This is a genomic window from Vibrio sp. OY15, assembly GCF_000742455.1.
Taxonomy (GTDB): Bacteria; Pseudomonadota; Gammaproteobacteria; order Enterobacterales; family Vibrionaceae; genus Vibrio; species Vibrio alginolyticus.
The window spans coordinates 530,329-544,789 of record NZ_JPIL01000006.1; the positions used below are offsets into that span (position 1 = coordinate 530,329).

Sequence of the window (14,461 nt, forward strand, 5' to 3'; positions counted from 1 at the left end):
TTTGTACAAATTACAATCAAACTTTGTGGGTTGCGATTACTTCGCAATACGCTTGTATTTGATACGGTGTGGTTCTGCGGCTTCAGGACCCAATGTTTTCTTCAACCAATCCATGTACTCTGTGTAGTTACCTTCGTAGAAGTTAACTTGGCCTTCGTCACGGTAGTCAATGATGTGGGTAGCGATACGGTCAAGGAACCAACGGTCGTGCGAGATAACCATTGCACAACCAGGGAACTCTAGTAACGCTTCTTCTAGAGCACGCAGTGTTTCAACGTCAAGGTCGTTGGTTGGTTCGTCGAGTAGCAACACGTTACCGCCCGCTTTAAGCAGCTTCGCAAGGTGGACACGGTTACGCTCACCACCCGATAGTTCACCAATAATCTTTTGTTGGTCACTGCCTTTAAAGTTAAAGCGTGAACAGTATGCACGAGCTGGGATTTCGAAGTTGTTGATCTTAATGATATCAGCACCTTCAGAGATCTCTTGGAATACGGTTTTAGAATCGTCCATGCTGTCACGGAACTGATCGACAGATGCTAGTTTTACTGTATCGCCCATCTCAATTGTGCCCGAGTCTGGTTGTTCAGTACCACTTAACATCTTGAATAGCGTCGATTTACCTGCGCCGTTAGCACCGATGATACCAACAATTGCACCTTTAGGGATGCTGAATGACAGGTCATCAATTAGAACTCGACCGTCAAATGACTTGGTCAGGTTCTTCACTTCAATAACCTTATCACCTAGACGCTCACCAGGTGGGATAAACAGTTCATTGGTTTCATTACGTTTTTGATGATCAGAGCTTTGCAGTTCTTCAAAGCGAGCCATACGTGCTTTTGACTTCGCTTGACGACCTTTAGGGTTTTTACGTACCCACTCAAGCTCTTTCTCGATAGTCTTTTGGCGAGCACTCTCTTGGGAGGCTTCTTGTTGTAGACGAGCGTCTTTTTGCTCCAGCCATGAGGTGTAGTTGCCTTCCCATGGGATACCTTCACCACGGTCCAGTTCTAAGATCCAGCCCGCAGCGTTATCTAGGAAGTAACGGTCGTGGGTGATGGCTACTACGGTACCTGTGTAATCCACTAAGAAGCGCTCTAGCCAAGCCACTGATTCTGCATCTAGGTGGTTGGTAGGTTCATCAAGCAGTAGCATGTCTGGCTTAGAAAGTAGCAAGCGACAAATAGCCACACGGCGGCGTTCACCACCTGATAGGTGCGCAATTTTTTGGTCCCATTCAGGTAAACGAAGTGCGTTTGCCGCACGCTCAAGCGCATTTTCTAGGTTGTGGCCATCTTTCGCTTGGATAAGGGCTTCTAGCTCGCCTTGCTCTTTTGCAAGTGCGTCGAAGTCTGCATCTGGTTCAGCGTATGCTGCGTAGACTGCGTCCAAACGTTTCAGAGCGTCAGCAACGTCAGCAACCGCTTCTTCAACAACTTCACGAACGGTTTTTGATTCGTCTAATACTGGTTCCTGAGGTAGGTAACCTACGTTTAGACCAGGTTGTGGACGCGCTTCACCGTCGATATCCGTGTCGATACCTGCCATGATACGTAGCAGTGTGGATTTACCTGCACCGTTCAGACCTAAAACACCGATTTTCGCACCAGGGAAGAAGCTCAGAGAGATGTCTTTAAGAATTTGACGCTTAGGTGGCACAATTTTGCTCACCCGCGACATGGTATATACGTATTCAGCCATTGCCGATCGTTCCTAAATTAACTGTCATTCAAACCCATCATTTTATACCAACTGCTTTGTTTTTGTTACCGCATTGCAAGAATTTCCCTAACGAATGGATTTCTTATTTTGAGCTGACCGGAAACTTACACGGTTAGGGTATACACTTTTGTTATTCGTTAAGAATGACGAAGTGTTTTCTATGCGAGTTAGAAACGCTTTGTCTCCATCGTCTTAAAAGTTTGACGAGTACAATTTTTAATACACTAAGTTGCTTTACATGGACATCTGCATTCTGTGTAAATAGATGCATGTGTGAAAATTGCCTTAACATCACATGAACTCTAACAAAACTAGGCTTTAGGGCAGTATATGTCTGGGGAAAATGACACAAATGAGATTCAACGTATCTGAATTGGCTAAAAACGTATGCTGCGCCGCCGCGTTGTGTGCTATGAGTTTGAGTGCTAATGCCGCGCTGAGTTTGGAAAAGCAGCGCGAAGTATATGAGCAAGCTCAAGATTTATTAGATAAAAATGACATCGATGGATACCTTTCGATTCGTCCTAAAATTTCTGACTATCCACTAACGCCTTATGTGGATTACCGCACTTTTATTAGACAGTTACCGGAAAAGTCACCACAACAGGTAAACGAGTTTATTTCTGAGCACGAGTCTTTTCCATTTTCTCGTCGAGTTCGCGCTCCATACCTCAATCATCTTTATAAGCAAAAAGATTGGAAAACTATTACTGAGTTTCAAAAAGTCATTCCTAGTGGTGAGCGTTACCAATGTATTTTCTACGTCGCCCAGTTAAAGCAAGGCAAGAAAGTCGCGGCATTTAAAGGGGCTGAACATATGTGGTTACGTGGCATCAGCATTGCTGATGAGTGTGACCCATTATTTGAAGCATGGGACAAGGCGGGTGAGCGTACCGATGAACTGATTCTACAGCGTATGTTACTGGCGTTTGATGCTCGTAATGGCGGTTTGATGAGTTACTTGCTCAAACTGCCTAAATCAGCGCAGGCAAAGCAACAAGCCAAAGAAATGAAAGCGTTGTTTGATAATCCTTCAAGTGTTGCGGAATTCGCGAAGAAAAAACCTGCGAATGATTTTAATCGAGCGCAAAGTGAATATGCGTTAGAAAAGTTGGCTCGTATGAACACTAGCCAAGCACAAGGTGCGTACGATGCCGTCATTAAAGGACAGAAGTTTTCTCCAGAAAAAGCGCAAGAACTTGCCGACTATATTGCATTTCGATTGACTCGTACGGAGTCTGAGTCATTAGCTAAATGGCGCGATGATAAAACGAAAACCAGTCAGTACTTACCGTTGATTGAAACGCGCATCCGCTTAGCGATTCAAAATGCAGATTGGAAAGGCGTACAAGAGTGGATTGCTGTTCTAAATAAAGAAGAACAAGCCACGCTACGCTGGCAATATTGGCTTGGAAGAAGTGAAATAGCGTTAGGTGATGACATCGCGGGGAAACAGCGTTTAGCAACTCTGCTTGGGCAACGAAACTTCTACAGTGTGGCTGCCGCCAATGCAATCGGACAATCAATCAAATACCCAACGCATACGGTTAAGTTGGATAAGAAAGTTGTTCAACCCTATCAAGACTCGTTAGCTCGTATCGAAGAGTTGATCGCGACGGATAAAATCGCAGCAGCGAAGAGTGAATGGGCACACTTACTGCGCCGCGTAGGAAAAGATGAAAAGGCGATGTTGGCGGCTTATGCATCATTTAAACGTTGGCATCACCTAACGGTGACCGCGAGTATTCAAGCGCAGATGTGGGATAATATCGAACTTAGGTTCCCAATAGCACACCGCTGGTGGTTTAACTTTTATGCGAAAAAGCACAACATTGATCCCGTCACGATGATGTCTCTCGCTCGACAGGAAAGTGCGTTAGATGTTGAAGCCCGCTCTCCAGTTGGCGCTCGTGGTCTTATGCAGATCATGCCTGCGACGGCGAAGTACACGGCACGTAAATATAAGTTGAGTTATCAAGGTACGCAGGATCTCTACAATGTAGGAAAAAATATCGAAATTGGTAGCCATTATTTGCAAGGTTTATTAGAGGATTACGATAATAATCGTATTTTTGCTCTTGCTGCTTATAATGCAGGTCCTAACAGAGTAAAAACGTGGCGAGAGCGTACCCAAGGAAAAGTGGATGCTTATGCCTTTATTGAGGCAATTCCATTTAAAGAGACGCGCGGTTATGTACAAAACATCTTGATGTTTGAAACATACTATCGTGATCTTTTGGGTATCGATGGCGCGTTCTTGAATCAACATGAGATCAATACCAAGTATTGAGTGAGGTAACTTGATGTCGCACGAACCCGAGTACAAAGACTGGCAACAGATTATTGAGCTAATTCGAACAAGTATGGGCACCCAGCAAGATGACATGCTGTTAACAATGCTGATGTCACGTGATGAGAGAGAGTCATTAATATCACGCGTTAATATAATTAACGAACTTCTTAAAGGAGAATTATCTCAACGTCAGATCAGTCAGATGCTTGGTGTGGGCATTGCCACCATTACTCGTGGTTCTAACGAACTAAAGTCGAAATCTGATGAAGAAAAAGACAAGTTGAAAGTCTTGTTAGAACAAGTTGCGGTATCTAAGTAGACAGTATATCCAATTTGCTTTTAGGCCTTGGTGTTACAATTGACTAAGATAACGTATTACAAAGGGCGGAAATATCCGCCCTTTTGCGTATCTAGAGAATAGGCTGAGTGTTATAAATTTGAAGGAAAGTGCTCAGGGTTTGTGAATGGAATCAAAGCCAGAATCAAGGCTTGGTGATAGACCGAGCTTCGAGTTAGCTGGTTTTGGGTTAGTAGGCTAATAGCGCCACCTTTCTGTTTGATGTTATCAGTACCAAACACTTTGTCCATTACATCTCCCAACTCATTCGCATCCTTGAGTTTTTCCAAGACTTTTGGCGGCAACATTAAGCTTGCAGAACGAGATTCACCGCGGTGAGTCTCTGACTCAACCACCATCCAAGCAAACGTCACGTTTGCTTCAATTCCCGCTTCGAGACCGACATAGTAATCCGCGTTTGGCATCTCTACTTTTGCGTTTTTAACGCGGTTTAGCGCACCACGATGAGTTTCTTCATTCGTCATGGGCTGATCTGCGACCTCACTCGGTACACTGATGCCAACGAAGTTGAACTCTTGATGCGGAAATGCATTACGAAATGCACTTTGAACTGCATTAATTTTGGCTGGGTTTAGCGATGCGATTACGACTTTTTGGGTTGCCATGATCTTTTTACTCACTGGTGTCTATTAACTCAATTTTACTTGCGTAGGCTTTACGTTCTCACTCGGGTAACAGCCTAATACTTTCAAGTGCTTAGTGATTTTTGTTAGCTCTTCAAGTGCCTGTTGCATTTCTGTCGAAGCAAGATGTGATGTCAAGTCTACGTAGAACATCTCTTCCCACGGGTTCCCCATAATTGGGCGTGATTCCAGCTTGGTCATATTGATGCCGTAACGTTGCAGCACTAATAGTGTTTCAACCAATGAGCCTGCCTCTTGGGAGGTCGACATGATCAATGTGGTTTTTGCTGGAATCTGAGTAGAAACTTCAACCGGTTTACGAGCAACCACGATAAAGCGAGTATGGTTTTCGGTTTGGTTTGCGATGTTGCCTTGAATTGCTTGCAAGCCATATAGCTTACCGCTTGATGCATTACCAATTGCAGCCACATCATCACGATCCATCTCTTGGACTTTCTGCATTGCATCTGCTGTGCTCGCGCAGGATTCCAGCTTTACCCCTTTCATACGGCTTAAAAACTCACTGCACTGTTGGTGTGGCTGAGGGTGAGAATACAGCGTTTTAATATCTTCCAGACGAATGTCTTTTTTCGCAACCAAGCAGTGTTCGATTGGTTGAGTTAGCTCTCCAACGATGTAAAGCGTCGTGTGTTGTAGTAAGTCATACACTTCATTAATAGAGCCTGAGCTGGTGTTTTCGATTGGCAGAACGCCATAATCAGCATGGCCAGATTCAACCGTTTGAGTCACTTCTTTAAAGTGCTCGCAGTTGAGCTCGATAAGCTCCGTATTTTTACGACTGAAGTATTCGCGACTTGCCAAGTGCGAATAAGAGCCTTTGGCTCCTAAAAAAGCGACGCGAGCAAGTGGCTTACGGCTTTGCTGTGGGTTAACGAGATTTTGCAGATAACTTTGTTGAAGCAGAACTGAGTCTTCAATGATGGTATGGAAAAGTTTGGTGATGTACTGCGCGTCAAGTTCGTATTTATCTTGGCCATTAGAAATCAGCTTGACCAATAATTGCTGTTCACGGACGGCGTCGCGAACAGGCTTTGAGGTTTGTACTTTGCTTTTGGCTACTTCAATGCTGAGTTTACGGCGCTCAGACAATAAGCTGAGAAGTTGGTCATCCAACTCATTCAAGCGTAAACGAATTTCTTCGAGGGAAATAGGTTGGTCAGTCATCAATTCTTTCCTTATAAAAAAGCCTCCCGATTTGGGAGGCTTTCTGTTTGTTTTTGACTTTTCTTTCACAAACGAGTTCGCCCCTCCAACTATGGGAGGAAAAAGAAGTCAAAAATAAACAGTGAGGTTAAATGCATAAATAGTGCTTAATTTATGAGTGTTTAAACACAATAAGCAAGGCTGGGGAGAGCGTCAAGCAAAAAAATAGCGCCTTTCGGCGCTATTTCCTCAATCTGTTCAGTTTACTCTTCTTCTTCCACTAGCTCAGGCTTACTTGCACGTCGAGCTTCAGGTTTGTGGGTCAGCTTGTTCAATTGTCGTTCTAGTTTTTGCTCCACTTCGTTGATAGCTGCGTAAAGATCTTCGTGAGTTGCTGAGGCAATGAGCTGGCCTTTAGGAACTTTGATAACCGCTTCGAATTTCTTCTGTTTGTTTGGTTCCTCACTGAAAGTTGCTTGGCAACCAATTAGGTCTACTTGCCATTTCTCCAGTTTTTTAAATTTGCTCTCAATATGAGCTCGGATTGCAGAGGTGATTTCGATGTTTTTGCCAGTGATATTCATTGTCATAAGTGTTTTTCCTCTGTTGCATCCCTCGGGGGTTAAGTTCAGATTACCGCTTTAAGCATAAAAAAATGTGATTCAGATCATTATTTTGCTCGGGTTTTTTATGATGAAAAATGAATGTGATCTCACTCAAGAACTTCTGAGATTTATCGTGAAATTGCTTGTTATCGGTTAGTAAATCCGTAGATTGAATAGAGTACTCAGCTGAAAACGGCCTCGTTTTTAGGGAAGTTTTACGGCCTAATATTTGAGGTGGTTAAAATTTAACTACACGTAAGGTGTGATGACGATCACTGAGTCTTTCCAATGAATCCATTTAAAAAGCCGCTTACTGTACAAGCGGCTTTTTACTGTCTGGCATTTGGCTGACTTTTCGTAGCGGTATCATGAAAATGGGGTCTTTTGGGGCTAGTGAAACCCTTTCTAGACTTTTGACTTGGTCCAAACTTTCTAGTTGTTTGTATATTATGTAGTAGCGATTAATGCTTGTGACGTACCCAACCGTTGAGCTTAAACTTTTCCGCATAACGACTTCCACGTTATTAAACCAAACATTAGGATCGTAACCTTGTTGGGCTGCACGCTTACGAATACGCTCTACATTGCCGGGGCCCGCATTGTAAGCCGCCAATGTAAAGTAGAGTTTATTTTGTGCAGTAATATCAGGATCACTGAAGTACTGCTTACGCAAAAAAGCTAAGTATTTCACTCCAGCATGAATGTTGTTTTCTAATTGTCGAACATTTTTGATATTGATATTCGGATCTTGAGCGGTGCTGGGTAGGACTTGCATTATGCCAACGGCACCTCGGCTTCCAACTAGGTCGTTATTAAATCCTGATTCCTTGTAAGCGATTGCAGCGATCAGTAAATAGTCGATATCGTATTTCTCACCATAGCGTGAAAATAGCGCTGCGAGTTTTTCTAGTTGAGCAATTTTCTTAGGGTTAAGAGCTCTGTTCAACCATCCCGTGTTATCGATGTATTTACCGTAAATAACGTTACCGAGTAGTGTCCCAGAGCGAGACTTCTGGATGAACTTATTCACGACGGCTTTTAATTTGGGACTATTTTCTCGCATTGCCCAAGCAATTTTGCCATTTTTGCGGATAGGGATTTTTTTGTGCACCCGAATATCATCCATCACTTTCAGCCAAAGCTTGGCTTTATGGCTATCGAGAACAATGGCTTTGACGTAACCATTGTTGAGCATTCCGACCAGCTCATAATCTTGAAGTGTTTCTTCAATAAAGTGCACGATAACAGGCGGTAAGCCTTTTTTGTTTAGTTTCTTATTTAGTGTCTGAATGCTTTCAAAGTAGCTAGAGCTGGCGCGCACCCAAATCTCTTTGCCGCTCAGTTGTTCGATTTTCGTCATCGTTGGTGTGCTTTTGTTTGTCACTACCCACTCTTGAATGTCAGTGAGAATGGGTGAACTGAACTCCACTTTCTGTTTGCGCGTGTCGGTAATAGTCAGGTTGGCGACAACTAAGTCACCTGAACCGTTTTCTAAGGCTGGCAGTAGCTGGTCGCGGGCAACAGGAATAATTTGTACGTTAAGCTTTGGTTTGAGTTTACGAAGGTCTTTTTCGAAATGCGCCAGCAATTCCGCGCCTATGCCTTTTGGTGTGCCGCCCTCAATGTAGTAAAAGCCTAAATCAGCAGAAACTAAGACGCGCAGTACATTCTTCTCCTTGATGACATCGAGGTCCCCAGTATAAGGAGGCTGTTTGAGCGGCGAGATTTGCAGTGCGCAAACGGAAGCAGACAATAGGAGCAGCATAACTGCGCAAAGCTTAGATATCGTCACGTTCACATCCTTTTTATAAAGGGGGGAGGAGAACTTTAAGCATATGTGGAGCTAGGAAGATCATCAAGAAAGGGCTGAATACACTATTGAGAGTAGTAAAAAACCGCCACGGTAAAAACGGTGGCGGTTCAGTTTAAAGCAAGTTCAATTACTTCACAGGGTTGAGCTCTATAAGCTTTTCAGTTCTTGCTACGGCGTCTTCCAAACCAAGTTGCTTGTAGGCCTCTAGCTGGATAGTCAGTGACTTACGTGCAGCTTCTGTGTCTGGATACGCTTTTTGTAGCTCTTGGCTGCGATTAATAGCAGCGACCCAAGCTTCACGGCGAAGGTAGAAGTCAGCAGTCGCTAAATCATAGTTCGCTAGACGGTTTTTCAGCGCGACCATACGTTTTTGTGAATCTTCTGCATATGGGCTATTCGGGTAACGTTGAAGTAGTTTTTTGAAGTCATCAAACGCTTTTTTTACCGGTTCAGGATCGCGATCGCTTCGATCTACGCTGAATAAATCATGCATAAAGTTACGATCTTGCGCCATGTGGCTTAGACCTCGCATGTACAGCACCCAATCCATCTTTTCATGGGTTGGGTTTAAACGCATAAAGCGAGAAATGGTTGCCAAGCCCAAAGCAAGGTCGTCGTTTTTGTAGTACGCATAGATTAGGTCAAGCTGCACCTGTTCAGAGTAGGCACCGAATGGGTAACGTGAGTCTAATGCTTCCAGTTTCTCAATTGCAGAAAGCCAATTACCACTTTGAAGAGAAATCTGTGCGTCTGCATACAGTTCCGAAGGCGGCACATCAGGAACGATTTCTTCTTTGCTTGCACATCCAAACAGAAGGGATACCGCTAAAAGGCCTGTTAAAGTCTGACGTTTCATATCAGGAGTCTGTTCCTTGAATCTAAATATTTCTTAAGCTGCCGTTACTTTCTTTCCAGTAACAGATACAATGACGTAATAGTCTATTTTTTCACAGTCGTGAGCATTAGTCTCACAGTTTTTAAAAAAGTTCGATATGGCTCAGCAGATTGTATTAACAAATACCGTAAAAGATAGCCAGTTAGGTCAACGTTTAGACCAAGCTATCGCCGAATTATTCGCGGACTTCTCTCGCTCGCGCCTAAAAGAGTGGCTGCTTGATGGGAAAGTTCAAGTTGATGGTGAAGTTGTCACTAAACCTCGTACCAAAGTAATGGGTGGCGAGGAAATTACATTGCAAGCCGAGTTAGAAGATGAAGAACGCTGGGAAGCGCAAGATATCCCGCTAGATATCGTCTATGAAGATGAAGATATTATCGTTATCAACAAACCTCGTGACTTTGTGGTTCATCCGGGCGCTGGTACGCCTGATGGCACTGTGCTTAATGCGTTGTTGCATCATTACCCTGATATTGCAGAAGTACCTCGTGCAGGTATCGTGCACCGTTTGGATAAAGACACAACGGGTTTGATGGTGGTGGCGAAAACCGTTCCTGCACAAACTCGTCTGGTTCGCGCACTGCAAAAACGTAATATTACTCGTGAGTACGAAGCGATCGCTATTGGTCGTATGACTGCGGGCGGTAAAGTGGATCAACCTATTGGTCGTCACTCTACTAAGCGCACGCTTATGGCGGTGGCACCAATGGGCAAACCAGCAGTAACGCACTACCGTGTTGCTGAACGCTTCCGCGAACACACGCGTATTCGTTTGCGTCTAGAAACGGGTCGTACGCACCAGATTCGTGTGCACATGTCTTATCTTCAGCATCCGCTGCTCGGTGATATTGCATATGGTGGACGTGCTCGCATCCCGACAGGTGCGTCTGAAGAGCTAACGGCAATGATCCGGGGCTTCGATCGCCAAGCATTGCACGCAGTAATGCTGCGCTTTGAGCACCCAATTACGGGCGAAGTTCTTGAGTTTCATGCTCCAGTGCCTGATGACATGGTTGTGATGACTGAAGCGCTTCGTCAAGATACAGAAGAGCACGGCTTACCGGAAGAATTCTAATATGAAGACGATCATTCCGAACTGGCCAGCGCCTAAAAATGTCAAAGCTTTCGCCTCAACACGCATAGGCGGATTTTCGACAGGCCCTTACCAAGGGCTAAATTTAGGTACTCACGTTGGGGATGATTTGTCTTTAGTAGAGAAGAACCGAGCTTGGTTGGCGCAACAGGCAAGCATGCCAAATGCGCCAATCTGGTTAAACCAAACGCATTCAACCGTTGTGGCTCAAGCAAATGAACCAACAACACAGGTGCTTGATGCGGATGGTGTATTTACTTCTTCAAGCCATGTTGTTTGTTCAGCGATGACCGCCGATTGTTTACCTGTATTATTGACTAATACACAAGGTACGCAAGTAGCCGCTGTTCACGCAGGTTGGCGCGGCTTAGCAAATGGCATTGTCGAAAATGCGTTAGCGTTGTTTTCTGGTGAAGTGATAGCGTGGCTTGGCCCCGCCATTGGCCCTCAAGCCTTCGAAGTGGGTGAAGATGTTCTGCAAGCTTTTGTTGATTTTGATTCACAGGCGAATCAAGCATTTGCTCCACGCGATATCGACGGTAAATGGTTTGCTGACATGTCGGTGCTGGCAACGCAACGTCTAAACCGGGCTGGTGTGACACAAGTGTTTGATTCTGGACTTTGTACTTACCAAGATAAAGCCTCTTTTTACTCTTATCGCCGTGATGGTAAGACTGGTCGACAAGCAACCTTTATTTGGATCGAAGACTAGCTATAAGCACCAAAGTGCTAAGATGCATACTACTATTTTTGCAAAGCTATCTTTATTCATTCACTCCCTTGAAATTCCCCACCCGAGTATCCATCTTTCTAACTGTCAAAAGAATTTCCTTTAGTTGAGGTTAGGAAGGTAGATATGCGTCTTGATCGATTCACAAGTAAGTTTCAAATCGCTATCTCTGATGCTCAATCACTAGCGTTAGGGCGCGATCATCAATATATCGAGCCAGTTCACCTCATGGTGGCTTTGCTTGATCAAAATGGCAGTCCAATTCGTCCATTGCTTACTATGCTGGATGTGGACGTAACGCATTTACGCTCTAAATTGAGTGAAATGTTAGATCGATTACCAAAAGTCAGTGGCATCGGTGGGGATGTTCAGCTCTCTAGCTCGATGGGCACATTGTTTAACCTGTGTGACAAAGTGGCGCAAAAGCGTCAAGACTCCTATATCTCGTCTGAAGTCTTCCTGCTTGCCGCTTTAGAAGATCGCGGACCATTGGGGCAATTGCTCAAAGAGATCGGCTTAACAGAGCAAAAAGTCAGCCAGGCAATCGAAAAGATCAGAGGTGGTCAAAAGGTCAATGATCCGAATGCAGAAGAGCTTCGTCAAGCATTGGAAAAGTTCACCATAGACCTTACCGAACGTGCAGAGCAAGGTAAATTGGATCCGGTTATCGGCCGTGATGATGAAATCCGTCGTACTATCCAGGTATTGCAGCGTCGTACTAAAAACAACCCTGTGATTATCGGTGAACCAGGCGTAGGTAAGACAGCAATTGTTGAAGGCTTAGCGCAGCGCATAGTTAACAATGAAGTACCTGAAGGTCTGCGTGGTCGCCGTGTGCTATCACTGGATATGGGCGCACTGGTTGCTGGCGCGAAATACCGTGGGGAATTTGAAGAGCGTTTAAAATCAGTATTGAATGAACTTGCTAAAGAAGAAGGCAACGTCATCCTCTTCATTGATGAACTACACACTATGGTCGGTGCTGGTAAAGGTGAAGGCTCAATGGATGCGGGCAACATGCTAAAACCGGCATTAGCTCGTGGTGAGCTGCACTGTGTTGGCGCAACAACATTGGATGAATATCGTCAGTACATCGAAAAAGATGCAGCATTAGAACGTCGTTTCCAAAAAGTGCTGGTGGATGAGCCGACCGTTGAGGATACCGTGGCGATTTTACGTGGCTTGAAGGAGCGTTATGAGCTTCATCATCACGTCGAAATTACCGACCCAGCGATTGTTGCTGCGGCGAGTTTGTCACATCGCTATGTCTCCGACCGTCAGTTGCCGGATAAAGCGATTGACTTGATTGACGAAGCGGCTTCAAGCATTCGTTTACAAATTGACTCTAAGCCAGAGTCCTTGGATAAGCTTGAGCGTAAAATCATCCAACTCAAAATTGAACAACAAGCACTAAGTAACGAGCACGATGAAGCGAGTGAAAAGCGTTTGAAAGCGCTTAATGAAGAACTCAATGAAAAAGAACGTGAGTACGCTGAACTAGAAGAGGTTTGGAATACAGAAAAAGCAGCTCTTTCTGGCACTCAACATATTAAGTCTGAGCTTGAACAAGCTCGTATGGACATGGAGTTTGCTCGCCGTGCTGGCGATCTAAACCGTATGTCGGAGCTTCAATATGGTCGTATTCCTGAACTTGAGAAGCAGTTAGATCTTGCAACCCAAGCTGAAATGCAGGAAATGACGCTATTGCGTAATAAAGTAACCGACAACGAGATTGCAGAAGTACTTTCTAAGCAAACCGGCATTCCGGTATCCAAGATGCTAGAAGCGGAAAAAGAGAAACTACTTCGTATGGAAGACGTGCTGCATAATCGTGTGGTAGGGCAAAGCGAATCGGTCTCTGTTGTATCGAATGCCATTCGTCGTAGTCGAGCTGGGCTTTCTGATCCAAACCGACCAATTGGCTCCTTCTTATTCTTAGGTCCAACTGGTGTGGGTAAAACAGAGCTTTGTAAGACACTTGCGAGCTTTATGTTCGACAGTGAAGATGCGATGGTCCGTATCGATATGTCTGAGTTCATGGAGAAACACTCAGTGGCAAGGTTGGTTGGTGCTCCTCCAGGCTATGTCGGATATGAAGAGGGTGGTTACTTAACTGAAGCGGTTCGTCGCAAGCCGTATTCGGTAATTTTGTTAGACGAAGTAGAGAAAGCGCATCCGGATGTATTTAACATTCTGCTGCAAGTTCTCGATGATGGGCGTTTAACGGATGGTCAAGGTCGTACTGTTGACTTCCGTAATACGGTTGTGATCATGACATCTAACTTGGGTTCATCTCGTATCCAAGAGAATTTCGCAACATTAGACTATCAAGGTATCAAGAGTGAAGTGATGGATGTGGTTAGCAAACACTTCCGCCCAGAGTTCTTGAACCGTGTTGACGAAATCGTGGTGTTCCATCCACTTGGTCAAGAGCACATTAAGTCCATTGCTTCTATTCAATTGGAACGTTTGGCGAAACGACTAGAGGAGAAAGGCTATCAACTAGAAGTTTCCAACAAAGCACTCGACTTGATCGCTCAAGTTGGTTTCGATCCTGTGTATGGTGCGCGTCCTTTAAAACGTGCAATTCAGCAGAATGTCGAGAACCCGTTAGCCAAATCAATTCTTTCTGGTGAAATCGTTCCAGACAAGACAGTGCAGCTAATTGTTACTAATGACCAAATTTGTGCTCATCAATAATTGTATGGATACAGTAAAATTGAGATAAAAATCACACTAAAGGGGCCGTTTGGCCCCTTTTCTATAGTTTTTTAGAGTCTTTTGTCTGTTTTCTATACGAATAAACTAAAAAGGTGAGTTTTTTTAAAAAATGCACTTGTGTTCTTTAATGAACTCCCTATAATGCGCCTCCGTTGTCACGGGAAAGTAAGTGAAGCGGAACCTAAACAACTACGGTTAGTGAGTTAAAATTAACTCGCAGATAAATAACTTAAAAAAGTGTTTGACACGATAAGTTATCTAGCTAAAATAGCCGTCCACTTTGAAGAGAACTTCGAAGTGTGCTCTTTAAAAATATAGACCTATCAATCTGTGTGGGCACTCGTTGATGATAATCCAATTAGAAGCTTAGGCTTCAAATTAGGTTTCAATGATACGAAGTGACCATTGAATCGAAAGATTCAGCACAGTCAATTCAAACAT

11 protein-coding genes and 1 other annotated feature are annotated in these 14,461 nt (G+C 44.2%); of the genes, 5 read left to right on the top strand and 6 right to left on the bottom strand.

What is annotated here, in order from left to right:
• Window positions 1-36: 36 nt before the first annotated feature.
• On the bottom strand, window positions 37-1,704 hold the full coding sequence (ettA, locus tag IJ23_RS09565; RefSeq protein WP_005381894.1) for an energy-dependent translational throttle protein EttA: 1,668 nt from the start codon (window positions 1,702-1,704) through the stop codon (window positions 37-39).
• A 364-nt stretch (window positions 1,705-2,068) separates the two neighbouring features.
• Here ettA and sltY point away from each other — a divergent pair, with 364 nt between their 5' ends.
• Both sltY and trpR read left to right on the top strand, forming a co-directional pair.
• On the top strand, window positions 2,069-4,015 hold the full coding sequence (sltY, locus tag IJ23_RS09570; RefSeq protein WP_031812891.1) for a murein transglycosylase: 1,947 nt from the start codon (window positions 2,069-2,071) through the stop codon (window positions 4,013-4,015).
• Between the two features lie 13 nt (window positions 4,016-4,028).
• Window positions 4,029-4,337 carry a trp operon repressor gene (trpR, locus tag IJ23_RS09575; RefSeq protein WP_005381892.1) on the top strand — a complete coding sequence of 103 codons (309 nt, stop codon included), beginning with the start codon at window positions 4,029-4,031 and terminating at the stop codon, window positions 4,335-4,337.
• A 110-nt stretch (window positions 4,338-4,447) separates the two neighbouring features.
• Here trpR and yjjX read toward each other — a convergent pair whose 3' ends face one another.
• From yjjX to bamD, 5 genes are all read right to left on the bottom strand, one after another.
• A complete protein-coding gene (gene yjjX / locus IJ23_RS09580) occupies window positions 4,448-4,981 on the bottom strand; it encodes an inosine/xanthosine triphosphatase (protein WP_025768441.1) in 534 nt (177 codons plus the stop codon).
• Window positions 4,982-5,005: 24 nt separating this feature from the next.
• Window positions 5,006-6,184 carry a prephenate dehydratase gene (pheA, locus tag IJ23_RS09585; RefSeq protein WP_017636154.1) on the bottom strand — a complete coding sequence of 393 codons (1,179 nt, stop codon included), beginning with the start codon at window positions 6,182-6,184 and terminating at the stop codon, window positions 5,006-5,008.
• Window positions 6,185-6,196: 12 nt separating this feature from the next.
• Window positions 6,197-6,318: a sequence feature (Phe leader region), on the bottom strand.
• 108 nt (window positions 6,319-6,426) lie between these two features.
• Window positions 6,427-6,753 carry a ribosome hibernation-promoting factor, HPF/YfiA family gene (gene hpf, locus IJ23_RS09590; protein WP_005381889.1) on the bottom strand — a complete coding sequence of 109 codons (327 nt, stop codon included), beginning with the start codon at window positions 6,751-6,753 and terminating at the stop codon, window positions 6,427-6,429.
• Window positions 6,754-7,078: 325 nt separating this feature from the next.
• A complete protein-coding gene (locus IJ23_RS09595) occupies window positions 7,079-8,560 on the bottom strand; it encodes a lytic transglycosylase F (RefSeq protein ID WP_309473959.1) in 1,482 nt (493 codons plus the stop codon).
• A gap of 148 nt (window positions 8,561-8,708) precedes the next feature.
• Entirely contained in the window at window positions 8,709-9,437 is a 729-nt protein-coding gene (gene bamD, locus IJ23_RS09600; protein WP_005381876.1) for an outer membrane protein assembly factor BamD, read from the bottom strand.
• Between the two features lie 136 nt (window positions 9,438-9,573).
• Between bamD and rluD the strand changes: the two genes are divergently transcribed.
• The 3 genes from rluD to clpB all read left to right on the top strand — a co-directional run bounded on the left by rluD (window position 9,574) and on the right by clpB (window position 13,999).
• On the top strand, window positions 9,574-10,551 hold the full coding sequence (gene rluD / locus IJ23_RS09605; RefSeq protein WP_005381875.1) for a 23S rRNA pseudouridine(1911/1915/1917) synthase RluD: 978 nt from the start codon (window positions 9,574-9,576) through the stop codon (window positions 10,549-10,551).
• A gap of 1 nt (window position 10,552) precedes the next feature.
• Window positions 10,553-11,281 (top strand): peptidoglycan editing factor PgeF, encoded by a 729-nt coding sequence (pgeF, locus tag IJ23_RS09610; RefSeq protein WP_005381874.1) that lies wholly within the window; start codon window positions 10,553-10,555, stop codon window positions 11,279-11,281.
• Window positions 11,282-11,425: 144 nt separating this feature from the next.
• Window positions 11,426-13,999 (top strand): ATP-dependent chaperone ClpB, encoded by a 2,574-nt coding sequence (gene clpB / locus IJ23_RS09615; protein ID WP_033906115.1) that lies wholly within the window; start codon window positions 11,426-11,428, stop codon window positions 13,997-13,999.
• Window positions 14,000-14,461: the final 462 nt, after the last annotated feature.